The 11,734-nt window shown below is 30.7% G+C and carries 11 protein-coding genes; 3 read left to right on the top strand and 8 right to left on the bottom strand.

The annotated features are described in order from the left end of the window. Positions 1–14 precede the first annotated feature (14 nt). Complete coding sequence (gene gap / locus B5F09_RS09535) at positions 15–1,031, bottom strand: type I glyceraldehyde-3-phosphate dehydrogenase (RefSeq protein ID WP_087244524.1); 1,017 nt, start codon at positions 1,029–1,031, stop codon at positions 15–17. 246 nt (positions 1,032–1,277) lie between these two features. Here gap and B5F09_RS09530 point away from each other — a divergent pair, with 246 nt between their 5' ends. Further along, complete coding sequence (locus B5F09_RS09530; protein WP_087373839.1) at positions 1,278–1,853, top strand: ATP-dependent Clp protease proteolytic subunit; 576 nt, start codon at positions 1,278–1,280, stop codon at positions 1,851–1,853. 49 nt (positions 1,854–1,902) lie between these two features. On the opposite strand, the gene B5F09_RS09525 is transcribed toward B5F09_RS09530, so the two are convergent. From B5F09_RS09525 to B5F09_RS09500, 6 genes are all read right to left on the bottom strand, one after another. Continuing rightward, complete coding sequence (locus B5F09_RS09525; protein ID WP_087373837.1) at positions 1,903–2,334, bottom strand: GNAT family N-acetyltransferase; 432 nt, start codon at positions 2,332–2,334, stop codon at positions 1,903–1,905. After that, on the bottom strand, positions 2,334–3,116 hold the full coding sequence (udp, locus tag B5F09_RS09520) for a uridine phosphorylase (RefSeq protein ID WP_087373835.1): 783 nt from the start codon (positions 3,114–3,116) through the stop codon (positions 2,334–2,336). The genes B5F09_RS09525 and udp overlap by 1 nt, the downstream gene beginning before the upstream one ends. Positions 3,117–3,195: 79 nt before the next feature. After that, the gene (gene rpoE / locus B5F09_RS09515) at positions 3,196–3,543 is read right to left on the bottom strand and encodes a DNA-directed RNA polymerase subunit delta (protein WP_087298767.1); all 348 of its coding nucleotides are present in this window, start codon (positions 3,541–3,543) and stop codon (positions 3,196–3,198) included. 13 nt (positions 3,544–3,556) lie between these two features. Next, on the bottom strand, positions 3,557–5,218 hold the full coding sequence (argS, locus tag B5F09_RS09510) for an arginine--tRNA ligase (RefSeq protein WP_087373833.1): 1,662 nt from the start codon (positions 5,216–5,218) through the stop codon (positions 3,557–3,559). Positions 5,219–5,419: 201 nt separating this feature from the next. Then, positions 5,420–6,940 carry a cardiolipin synthase gene (cls, locus tag B5F09_RS09505; RefSeq protein WP_087373831.1) on the bottom strand — a complete coding sequence of 507 codons (1,521 nt, stop codon included), beginning with the start codon at positions 6,938–6,940 and terminating at the stop codon, positions 5,420–5,422. A 2-nt stretch (positions 6,941–6,942) separates the two neighbouring features. After that, positions 6,943–7,323, bottom strand: coding sequence for a DUF1934 domain-containing protein (locus B5F09_RS09500; RefSeq protein ID WP_087373829.1), 381 nt, complete (start codon positions 7,321–7,323; stop codon positions 6,943–6,945). Positions 7,324–7,403: 80 nt separating this feature from the next. On the opposite strand from B5F09_RS09500, the gene B5F09_RS09495 reads away from it, so the two are divergent. Next, positions 7,404–9,281 carry a transglycosylase domain-containing protein gene (locus B5F09_RS09495; protein WP_087373827.1) on the top strand — a complete coding sequence of 626 codons (1,878 nt, stop codon included), beginning with the start codon at positions 7,404–7,406 and terminating at the stop codon, positions 9,279–9,281. Between the two features lie 15 nt (positions 9,282–9,296). Here B5F09_RS09495 and B5F09_RS09490 read toward each other — a convergent pair whose 3' ends face one another. Then, positions 9,297–10,529 carry an HD domain-containing protein gene (locus B5F09_RS09490; RefSeq protein ID WP_087373825.1) on the bottom strand — a complete coding sequence of 411 codons (1,233 nt, stop codon included), beginning with the start codon at positions 10,527–10,529 and terminating at the stop codon, positions 9,297–9,299. 176 nt (positions 10,530–10,705) lie between these two features. Between B5F09_RS09490 and B5F09_RS09485 the strand changes: the two genes are divergently transcribed. Next, positions 10,706–11,518, top strand: a complete 813-nt coding sequence (locus tag B5F09_RS09485) for a purine-nucleoside phosphorylase (RefSeq protein ID WP_087373824.1) — start codon at positions 10,706–10,708, stop codon at positions 11,516–11,518. Positions 11,519–11,734 lie beyond the last annotated feature (216 nt).

Below are 11,734 nucleotides of genomic sequence, written 5' to 3'. Positions count from 1 at the left end.
TAAGTTTCAATTAATTATTTTGTTAATTCAGCGAAATATTTGATAGTTCTAACCATGTTAGAAGTATATGAATTTTCGTTGTCATACCAAGCAACTGTTTGAACTTCAGTAGTTCCGTTATCTAATGCTTTAACCATAGTTTGAGTTGCATCAAATAATGAACCATAAGTCATTCCGATAATATCAGAAGATACTAATTGTTCTTCAGTATATCCAAATGATGGAGTTACTGCTGCTTTCATAGCTTCGTTAACTTGTTCAACTGTTACTTCACCTTCAACAACTGAAGTTAAGATTGTAGTTGATCCTGTAGGAACAGGTACACGTTGAGCTGAACCGATTAATTTTCCATTTAATTCAGGGATAACTAATCCGATAGCTTTAGCTGCACCAGTTGAGTTAGGCACGATATTTACAGCTGCTGCACGAGCTCTTCTTAAGTCACCTTTTCTATGAGGTCCATCTAATACCATTTGGTCACCAGTGTAAGCATGTACTGTTAACATGATACCAGATTTAATTGGAGCTAATTTATTTAAAGCGTTAGCCATAGGTGCTAAACAGTTAGTTGTACAAGATGCTGCAGAGATAATAGTATCATCAGCAGTTAATGTACCTTCGTTTACACCGAATACTACTGTTGGTAAATCATTTCCTGCTGGTGCAGAAATAACAACTTTTTTAGCTCCTGCATCGATATGAGCTTGAGATTTAGCTTTAGAAGTATAGAAACCAGTACATTCTAATACTACGTCTACTCCTAATTCTCCCCAAGGTAATTTAGAAGCATCTGCTTCTTTGTAGATTTCGATTTCTTTTCCATCTACTACGATTGAAGATTCTTTAGCTTCTACTGTGTCTGCTAAAGCATATTTACCTTGTGCTGAATCATATTTTAATAAGTGTGCTAACATTTTAGGATCAGTTAAGTCGTTGATTGCTACAACTTCATATCCTTCAGCACCAAACATTTGTCTGAATGCAAGACGTCCAATACGTCCAAATCCATTAATTGCTACTTTTACTGCCATTCTTTTTATTCCTCCTTGAATGTTCTTTTATGGTATTATTATATTCCAGAAATTAAAGAAAAGCAACCAGTGAAAGGGGTTTCGTTAAAATTTTTTCTTAGCAAAAATTAATCTTTGCTATCTTTTTTTCAAAACTTACAAAATTTTATAAAAAACTTAATATTAATAATAATCTTAATCAAAATCTTTATTAAAAATGAATAATTACTAATTAAATAACTATACTTTATTACAGGAGGTTAAATAATGCACTTAGTCCCAACAGTAATTGAAAAAACAAATCAGCGTGAATATGCTTATGATATATATTCTCGTCTTTTAGAAGATCGAATAATACTTTTAACTGGCACCATTGATGATAAAATGGCAAGCAGTATCGTAGGACAGCTATTATATTTAGAATCGCTTGATAACACTGCTGATATATATATGTATATTAACTCACCAGGCGGTAGTATCAATGCTGGGTTTGCTATTTATGATACAATGAATTTTATTAAATGTGATGTATCTACAATCGTTATTGGAATGGCAGCTAGTATGGCCGCTTTTTTACTTAGTGCCGGTGCTAAAGGAAAAAGATGTAGTCTGCCAAATAGTGAAATCATGATTCACCAGCCACTAGGCGCTTATGAAGGTCAAGCAAGCGATATCGAAATTAGCGCTAAGCGAATTTTAAAACAAAAAGAAAAATTAAACAAAATTCTTAGTCAAAACACTAACCAGCCTTTAGCTAAAATTAAATCTGATACTGACCGTGATTTTTTCTTAGAACCTATAGAAGCTTTAGAATACGGTTTGATAGATGAAATAATCGGTTAACTTTACTAGCATCTTTAAAAACATTTATGCCATGGTAACCCCATGGCATTTATTTTAACTCTTTACGCATTAAAACTAAGTTATTATCAATTTTAAAACCATTTTTCAAATAAAAATCAACACTATAAAATCCTTGACCAGTAAGCAGAGTAAAAGCATCTACTTCTTTTAATCTATCAACAACCCCTTGCATCAACTTACCGCCAATTCCTAATCGTTGATAATCAGGATCAATATAACAATCCTCTATCATCAATTCTAAATTATTAACATAAGTAATTAACTTTCCACATAAAACACCGATGATTTTTTCATTTTCTTCATAAACATAACATCTAGTATACTTACCATCATCTAGTTGTTCTATTCGTTGATACGCTCTTGAATAGTCCCAATCTTCATTCCATGGTGGATTAGCAAAAGCACGCATCATAACTTTCGCAATCGCTGGATAATCACTAGCTTTTACTTCTCGAATCATTATTCACTCTCCAATTTATCTTGCTTAATTAATAATTTAATTGCTTCGATAGCTACTTTAATAGCTTTATCAGTATCACGAACAACCGGATTATCTAATCCTTTTTTTTCTCGTTCTTGATTAGCCACAACTAAAAGTACAGTAGCACTACGAACTTTTAAATAACTAGAAACTGTGTATAAAGCCGCTGTTTCCATTTCTGAAGCCAATGTCCCTAATCTTAACCAGGCTTCCCATTTATTTTCTAATTCATAACTTACTGGCTTGCTTGAAGGATCATGCTGTCCATAAAAAGAATCTTTAGATTGAACAACACCAACATGATAATTAATATTCTTCATTTTTTTAGCACTATCTACTAGAGCATTAATTATAGTGTAGTTACCAACAGCTGGAAATTCAATTGGTGCATATTCTTTACTAGTCCCTTCTTGTCTAATAGCCCCAGAAGCAATAACAATATCACCGCTTTTTACATCTATTTCCATACCGCCACATGTCCCGACTCTAATAAAGGTATCTGCTCCTGATTTAACTAACTCTTCAATAGCAATCGCAGTTGATGGTCCACCGATACCAGTTGAAGTAACACTTACTTTAATGCCATCGAGATATCCTGTATAAGTTACATATTCACGATTATCTGCTATTAATTGAGGATCATCAAAATACTGGGCAATTTTTTGACAGCGTTTAGGATCTCCTGGTAAGATAACATATTTTCCAACATCACCTTTTTTAATATCAAGATGATATTCTTTCCCGTTTTGTGAATACTTCATTTTTCGTTCCTCCTTTTTAATTATATTATAGCATTTAAAAAAACAGATAAGAAATTATTTTCTTATCTGTCTTCAATCCCTAGTTATAATCATCTTCAATTGTAGAATCAACATCATCTTCTGGTTCTTCAGAATCATCTTCTTCATCATCGCTATAAATATCATTCATATCGATATGAACATCACTAAATTTATGACGGCTTCTTAAATCCCAGGCATTTTCTCCTACAGTAATAAAACGACCATCTAAAGTAATATTTGTATAAAATAATGATTCTTTATCTGCTTGTTGCTGTTCATCAAATTTTTTCATCTGACAAACTTCTTCCCATAACTTAAAGAAGTTAACTGCAGATTTTTTCTTTGACATTAATTCAAAAGCAACATCTACCATTGACATATCACGATATTTATCCATACTATCCATTTAACCTATCCTCCTACATCTTTTCTGGAGCGCTAACACCAATTAAGTTTAATGCATTTGCAAGTGTAATTCTACTAGCTTCTACCAATGCTAATCTCTGTTTACTTAATTCAAGATTATCTTTATCGATTACATAACATTCATTATAGAAACTATGGAATAATTGTGCTAAACGTTGAATATAATTTGCAATTTTATGTGGTGTTCTATTTACCGCACTATCTATAACTATGTTTCTAAATTCATTAATATGCTTAACAAGTTCAATTTCCTTTGGATTTACAAGCAATTCATAATGATCACTATATTCTAAATTCAATTTAGCTGCTTGAGCTTTAATTGAACACATTCTAGCATGAGCATATTGAGCATAATATACTGGATTTTCATTTGACTTAGATTTTGCAAGGGCAAGGTCAAAATCAAAAGTTGTATTTGCTGCTTTAGATACAAAGAAATAACGTGTAGCATCAACACCAATTTCATCAATTAAGTCTTGAATCGTTACCGCATTACCAGTCCTTTTAGACATTTTAACTGGTTCACCATTATTCATCATTCTAACCATTTGAATAATATCAATATTTAATTGATCAGCATTATATCCTAATGCTTGAATAGCGGCTTTCATTCGATTAATATAACCATGATGATCAGCACCAAATAAGTCTACTAAATATTCATATCCACGATCAAGTTTATTTAAATGATAAGCAATATCTGGTGTTAAATATGTATAGCTGCCATCACTTTTTATTAAAACACGGTCTTTATCATCCCCAAATTCAGTTGATTTAAACCATAAAGCACCATCACTTTCATAAGTATATCCAGCTGCTTTTAATTTTTCGACAGTTGGAACAACGCAATTATCTTCATATAATGAAGTTTCTGAAAACCAAACATCAAATGATACTCTAAATTGTTTTAAAATATCTTTGATTTTTTGTAATTCATATTCAGTTCCTTTTTTTCTAAAGAAAGCAATCGCTTCATCTTCTGGCATATTTAAATACTTATCGCCTTCGCTTTCTTTTATCTTTACGGCAATATCTTTAACATCTTGACCATAATAACCATCTTCAGGCATTTGTGCTTCTAGATTAAAAGCTTGACGATAACGAGCATATAAAGATAACGCTAAATTATAAATCTGATTACCAGCATCATTGATATAATATTCTCTAGTTACATCATAGCCAGCAGCCGACATGATTCTACAAATACTATCTCCAACCGCTGCTCCTTTAGCATGTCCTAAATGTAAATCTCCTGTTGGGTTGGCAGATACAAATTCAACATTATATTTAGTTCCGTTTCCATAATTGCTTCTACCATAAGCTTCTTTTTCTGTTAAAACTTCTTTTATTATTGATGTCATCGCATCTTTAGCTAAAAACAGATTAATAAACCCCGGTCCAGCAATTTCAATTTTTTCAATTTGAGCTTTATCTTTATCAATTGCATCTACTATTTCTTGAGCAATTTGTCGTGGATTGCGTTTTAATAATTTTGTTAATTGCATCGCTAAATTTGTTGAATAGTCCCCATGAGCTTTATCTTTAGGAATTTCAATTACAATACTATTTTGATCATATTCTTCAACAAAACCACACGAAATTATCGCTTGTTTCAACGTTTCTTTTAAAGTTGCTTCTATTTTATTAACTGCCATTATTGTCCTCCTTTAATCTTTTTACATATCTTCATTAAATTACCATTAAACCCTCATTAAGTCAATGTTTTTAAAAAATTTTATCACAAATCTACTGTAAAATAATATCATTGAAATAAAATTAATCAAGAGTAATTTTTAAACACCCAAATAAAAAGAATTGAATACTTTTTCAATTCTTCCTATTATTAACTAATCCATTTATAATAATGGTGCAAATAATCTTAATATTGCTTCAAACCAGCCTCTAAATCGGCCTCTTAAAACATCATCATAAGTAATTTCTTTACTAAGTTCAATTGTATTTAAAAAATCTTCTTTAATATCCTTAATGGCCGCAACATCATACATATATACACCACATTCAAAATGTAAATACAAGCTACGATAGTCTAAATTAATAGTACCTACGGTAGCAATCTTATCATCACAAACAAAATTTTTACCATGCATAAAACCAGGAGTATACTCATATATTTTAACACCGCCTAATACTAAAGGTTCATAATAAGAACGAGTTACTTTAAATACCGTTTTTTTATCCGGGATCCCTGGGGTAACAATTCGAACATCAACACCACGTAATACCGCTAAGCATAATGCATTTTTTAACTCATCATTAATAATTAAATAAGGGGTATAAATATATAAGTAGCGCTGAGCTTGATTGATAATATTTAAATACACATTTTTACCAACCGGCTTATCATCAAGCGGTGAATCACCATATGGTAAAATATATCCGCTTGGTTTAATATCAGGCAAAGGATAATGACGTGGATGATAACGATCATACTCTTCGGTTTGATTTAATGAAGCATTCCAGGTCGTTAAAAACATTAGTGTTAAATTCCAGACTGCTTCACCTTTAATCATAACACCAGTATCTTTCCAATGACCATATTTAACTTTAGCATTAATATACTCATCCGCTAAATTAAAACCACCATTAAATCCTACATTTCCATCAATAACCGTAATTTTACGGTGGTCACGATTGTTCATTACAATAGAAAGTAACGGTACAACATGGTTAAACGCAATACATTTAATACCATATTCTTCTAGTTTTTTATAATAGTGATATGGCAGCATCGTTAAAGAACCCATATCATCATACATAAAACGAACTTCGACACCCTCTTTAACTTTTTGCTTTAAGATTTCTAATACCTGATTAAACATTTCCCCTTCTTCGACAATAAAATACTCCATAAAAATAAAATACTTGGCTTTTTTTAATTCATCTAATAAATCAGGAAAGGCGTTGTCACCTAAAGAATAATACTTTACCTCACTATTTTTATAAACCGGAAACTGCTCATCAACAATATAATTTACTTGGCCCCTAACTACCTCATCACCAATTGTTTTATGAACTTCATTAAAATAACGATATGGTTTAATCGCCTGATCTTGTTTTCGATATGCTTCCTGTAATTTTTTAGCCGGTTTTTTATTACCAAAAACTAAATACAATAAACCACCAAAAACGGGAAAAACCAAAATAGGAATTAACCAGATTATTTTATAATTAGGATCATCGTCATCTTTATTAATAATATATAACGTTACTAAAGCACTAATAATCATCGAACAAAATCTTAATGCCTTAGCATCTAAAAAGATAAACTGCATGAATAAGAAAATTAAAATAATCTGTAATAATATTAAGGTAACCGATACAAAGATTCGATTTTGTAAAAGCTTTAAAATTTTCATTTCTAATTCTCCAAAATCTGATAATTCAATACAATATAAACCTCACTTATTAAATTCATACCATCATATAAAGCATACTTTATTTTGATAGTATTATCATATTCATAATTAATTAATCTTGTTTGTAGTTTTAAAATACCATATTCTGTTTGATAATGGTTTAGTATAACTCGATTTTTATGTAAGTGCAAAACACTTGCATCATTATGTAAAAAAACTTCATCCTTTTTTAAAATAAATTTAATTTTAGTTTTATCTCCATAACTAATAATCGTCTTATCATCTAACTCTTCTAAAAAAGCAGCACCATTATACTTAAATGATTCTTTATCATTTTCATATTTAAAAACACTATGATAATTTAATTTAATTAATTTTTTCATCGTATCCCATCTTTCTTTTCTATTTAATCAGTGCATATTATAGCACAAAAGCGTCAAGAATACTTTTGGTGATCAAATAAATGAAAAAAGTCATAAAAATCTTTGTAATCATAGCTGCTAGTTTAGTTACCTTTGTTCTCTCACTTTATTTAGTTGCATACTGTATGGGTGAACCAGATTTAAATAAAAATCGATACTTAAAACTCTATGACGACAATCAAGATATTTTCTATCAATCTATTAATGATTATGCTGGTCATTATGTTACTTTAGATAACGTTAGTGATTATTTTTTAGAAAGTATTGTTGCTATTGAAGATCAGCATTTCTATCAACATCGTGGTTTTGATCCAATTGGTATTGCAAGAGCAATAAAAGTTAATTTAATCAATCAGGATAAATCCCAAGGAGCAAGTACAATTACTCAACAATATGCACGTTTGCTCTATTTAACAAACGAAAAGTCCTGGTCTAGAAAAATAAAAGAAGCCTTTTTAACAATGCAATTGGAAACTCATTTAACTAAAGATGAAATTCTTGAAGGATATGTAAATAATGTTTATTTTGGCCATGGTATCTATGGCATTGAAAATGCTGCACAGTATTTCTATGGTAAAAGTGCTAAAAATCTTGATTTAAATGAAAGCAGCATGTTGGCAGGAGTAATTAATGGACCAACTTATTATTCGCCTTTAAATGATGAAACTGCCGCTAGAAAAAGACAAAGTTTAGTCTTAGATGCGTTAATTGATTGTGGTAATATTACGGAAAATGAAAAACAGCGAGTTTTAAATAGTGATTTAAACTTAGCTAAAGAGCACCAAGTTGATGAAAATATTGATAATAATTATTATAAAGATGCCGTTATCGAAGAATTGGAAGCACTTGGTTTCTATAATAATACTTATTTAAATCAAGGATTAAATGTTTATACTACCTTTGATCAAGGCTATCAAGATATCATCACTAAAAGTGCTAAAGAATACACTCAAGATAGTGAAGTAGAAACCGCTAGTATTGTTGTTGAGCCTTATACTAGTAAAGTACTAGCATTAATCGGTGGTAAAGATTATGCTCAATCCCAATATAACCGAGCTACCCAGACCAATCGACAAATCGGCAGTACAATTAAACCATTGCTTTATTATCTAGCATTAGAAAACGGCTTTACCCCAACAACCACTTTTTTATGTGAGCCAACAACTTTTAAACTTGATGATAATACTACCTATAGTCCTGGTAATTTTAATGACAAATATGCTTATGATGATATTACTCTTGCTCAGGCTATTGCAGTATCTGATAATATCTATGCTGTTAAAACCCATTTATTTTTAGGAGAAGAGAATTTAGCCGCCTTAATTAAAAAATTTGGTATCGACAATGTTGAAGCTAATGCTTCTCTAGCCCTGGGAACCTTAAATACTAATATTTACAATCTAGCTAATATGTATAACTGTCTTGCTAGCGAAGGAACCTATAATCATTTATATATGATTGAAAAAATTACTAACGCTGCCGGTGAAGTATTATATGAACACGAACGTGAAGATCAAAAAATGCTCAATCAGGATACTTGTCTTGTTTTATCACAACTATTAACTTCTACTTTTAACGATACTTTTAGTACCTACTTACAAGCTACGATGGCTGGTTATCAATTAGATAATATTAATGCTTGTAAAACTGGGAGTACCGATGTTGATAATTTAGCGGTCGCTTATAATCCTGAAGTATTAGTTGCTAGCTGGGTAGGTTATGATGATAATCGTAAAATGACTACGACTAATGATAAAACAGTCGCTAAAAAAACCGTCGTTGATGTTTTACAATACACTAATAAAATCAAGGAAGTTAACTGGTATCAGCCAACTTCTTCTTTACAACAAATCGCCATAAATCCACTAACTGGTGAAAATGATGAAAATGGTTTAGTCTACTGGTTTAAAAAGGAATAATAAATATCCCGAAGTTTATACTTCGGGATAAAATATTTTACGATCATCTTTATTATTTTTTGATTTAATTATTGCCCCTACAATTTCTGAAACCTCGGGTAAAAATTTTAGTTTACCATCAACTAGAATTTCAATTTCACTTATATCATCACTATTACCATAATAAAGATATGGTATTTGTTTTTGATCATCAAAAACAAGATAATACCGCAGATCATAACCACACTTTAAAACATAATCTTTTACATCACATAAATCATCTTCATTATTATAATCACGATAACTAAATAATTTCCGATTTAAAAAACGATTACACAGATTCGCTAAAATAGTATCTTTACCCTCACTAAATACCATAAAATAATATAATATGATACTTTCATCTAATTTAACATAATCTTGTTCACTAACATTTCCTTTTAAAAAAGGCAATAAATAGTTAATATCACCAAATTGATAACCAGAATCATAGAGATCTTTGATTCTTCTAAAAATACTCATCAATAGCTGTTCATAACTGCGACTTGTTGGATGATAATATACTTGCCAATACATATGATAGCGCGCTAAGATATAATTTTCGATAGCTTGAACTCCAGCTTCTTTAAATACAATTTTTCCATCATATACTTGCATCACCCTTAAGATCCTAGCCATATCAAAATGGCCATAAGTAGTTCCGGTAAAATAAGAATCCCTAAGTAAATAATCCATTCGATCTCCATCTAACTGACTGGATACCATTTGAACCAAAATCTTATTAGGGTGTTTTTTTTCAATAACACTACTTACCTCTTTAGCAAAACCTTTATTAAAATTTTCCAGGATTTGATGGACCTCGCTTTGACCATTGATTATTTTAACTGTATAGTCTTCATGTTTTATTTGATATACTTCTTCAAAACAATGTGAAAAAGGTCCATGACCAATATCATGTAATAAAGCTGCACACATGACTATTAATTTATCATAATCGCATAGTGCCTGACCAATAGCACTATTGAATATCATTTTTCTTACGACATAATAAACACCTAATGAATGACAAAAGCGTGAATGCTCAGCACTTTGATAAACCTGATGAACACCACCTAATTGTTTTATTCTTCTAAGACGTTGCATTTCTTTAGAATTTATTAAATCTAAAATAACTGGCTGGTCAACATGGATATAATTATGAATCGCATCACGAAATACTTTGCTATCACGTAGCTTTGTTTGATTTAATTGATAAGTTGATCGATCCATATTATCACTCCTTATGTTAAAAAAACTAAAAATGATTATAACTACTTAATGTAAACCATATTTTAGTATTTTAAAGCCATTATTATTTTAAAAACCAATAATCTTTAGTTTTTTGTACTTTCATTATAATACATTTAATAAGTTTATGCTATAATTGAAAGCAGGAGGTATAATGTATGCACATTAAAATCAATGAAGCTACTGATTACATCAAGTCGCAATATCATGGTAAAATTGATCTTGCGATTATTTTAGGCTCTGGTTTAGGGCATCTAGTTGATGAAATCAAAAACCCAATTGAATTGGATTACCGCGATATCCCCCACTTTCCTTTAACTAATTTAAAAGGCCATATTGGTAAATTAGTTATTGGTTCATTAGAAGGTAAAACTGTCATAGCCATGAAAGGCCGCTTCCATTATTATGAAGGAAATGATATGCAAATTGTCACTTTACCAATTAGAGTCTTTAAAAGATTAGGTATTGAAAATTTAATCTTAACAAATGCATGTGGCGGTATTCGTGAAGACTTAAATCCTGGTCAATTAATGTTGATTAAAGATCATATTAGTCTATTTATGAATAGTCCATTAAGAGGTCCTAATTTAGACGAATTTGGTCCTCGCTTCCCTGATATGTGTGAAGCTTATAATGAAGAAATTGGTGAACTTGCTCATAAAGTAGCTGATGAAAATGATATTATTTTAAAAGATGGTGTTTATGCTTATTGCCAAGGGCCAATGTATGAAACACCAGCTGAAATTAGAGCTTTAAAAGTTTTAGGTGCTGATGCTGTAGGAATGTCAACAATTCCTGAAGCTATTGTAGCCCGTCATTGTAATATGAAAACTTTAGGCATCTCATTAATCACTAATAAAGCTGCAGGATTATCAAGCCAAGAACTAAGTCATGATGAAGTAATTGAAATTGCCGAAAAATCAGAAAAAAACTTTGCAACATTAATTAAAGGAATTATTAAAGAGTGGTAGTGAACTCGACCCTATGGGTCAGCTCATACCACTTTTTATTATAAAAACCAACTAAAAATCTGATTGTCCTCTAAAACACTGTATCTATCAGCATTTTCAAGGGGTTTAAATACTTCAAATTACTACGATTTTACTACCATTGAATGAGCCTTGATACGTTAGAAATCCCAGATTTGCAAAGATATGGTACAGCACATCAGTATTGATAAACTAAAA

The organism is Erysipelatoclostridium sp. An173, assembly GCF_002160495.1.
In the GTDB taxonomy this organism is placed as follows: domain Bacteria; phylum Bacillota_I; class Bacilli_A; order Erysipelotrichales; family Coprobacillaceae; genus Thomasclavelia; species Thomasclavelia merdavium.
Note: the sequence above shows the minus strand (reverse complement) of the source record. Positions and strands in the feature narration are given on the sequence as shown.

What these genes read in the sequence shown, in the direction of transcription:
- gap (WP_087244524.1), bottom strand. Translation starts at nt 1,031, where the DNA reads ATGGCAGTAAAAGTAGCAATTAATGGATTTGGACGTATTGGACGTCTT.
- argS (WP_087373833.1), bottom strand. Translation starts at nt 5,218, where the DNA reads ATGGCAGTTAATAAAATAGAAGCAACTTTAAAAGAAACGTTGAAACAA.
- B5F09_RS09490 (WP_087373825.1), bottom strand. Translation starts at nt 10,529, where the DNA reads ATGGATCGATCAACTTATCAATTAAATCAAACAAAGCTACGTGATAGC.
- B5F09_RS09500 (WP_087373829.1), bottom strand. Translation starts at nt 7,323, where the DNA reads ATGAAAAAATTAATTAAATTAAATTATCATAGTGTTTTTAAATATGAA.
- udp (WP_087373835.1), bottom strand. Translation starts at nt 3,116, where the DNA reads ATGAAGTATTCACAAAACGGGAAAGAATATCATCTTGATATTAAAAAA.
- rpoE (WP_087298767.1), bottom strand. Translation starts at nt 3,543, where the DNA reads ATGGATAGTATGGATAAATATCGTGATATGTCAATGGTAGATGTTGCT.
- B5F09_RS09495 (WP_087373827.1), top strand. Translation starts at nt 7,404, where the DNA reads ATGAAAAAAGTCATAAAAATCTTTGTAATCATAGCTGCTAGTTTAGTT.
- cls (WP_087373831.1), bottom strand. Translation starts at nt 6,940, where the DNA reads ATGAAAATTTTAAAGCTTTTACAAAATCGAATCTTTGTATCGGTTACC.
- B5F09_RS09530 (WP_087373839.1), top strand. Translation starts at nt 1,278, where the DNA reads ATGCACTTAGTCCCAACAGTAATTGAAAAAACAAATCAGCGTGAATAT.
- B5F09_RS09525 (WP_087373837.1), bottom strand. Translation starts at nt 2,334, where the DNA reads ATGATTCGAGAAGTAAAAGCTAGTGATTATCCAGCGATTGCGAAAGTT.
- B5F09_RS09485 (WP_087373824.1), top strand. Translation starts at nt 10,706, where the DNA reads ATGCACATTAAAATCAATGAAGCTACTGATTACATCAAGTCGCAATAT.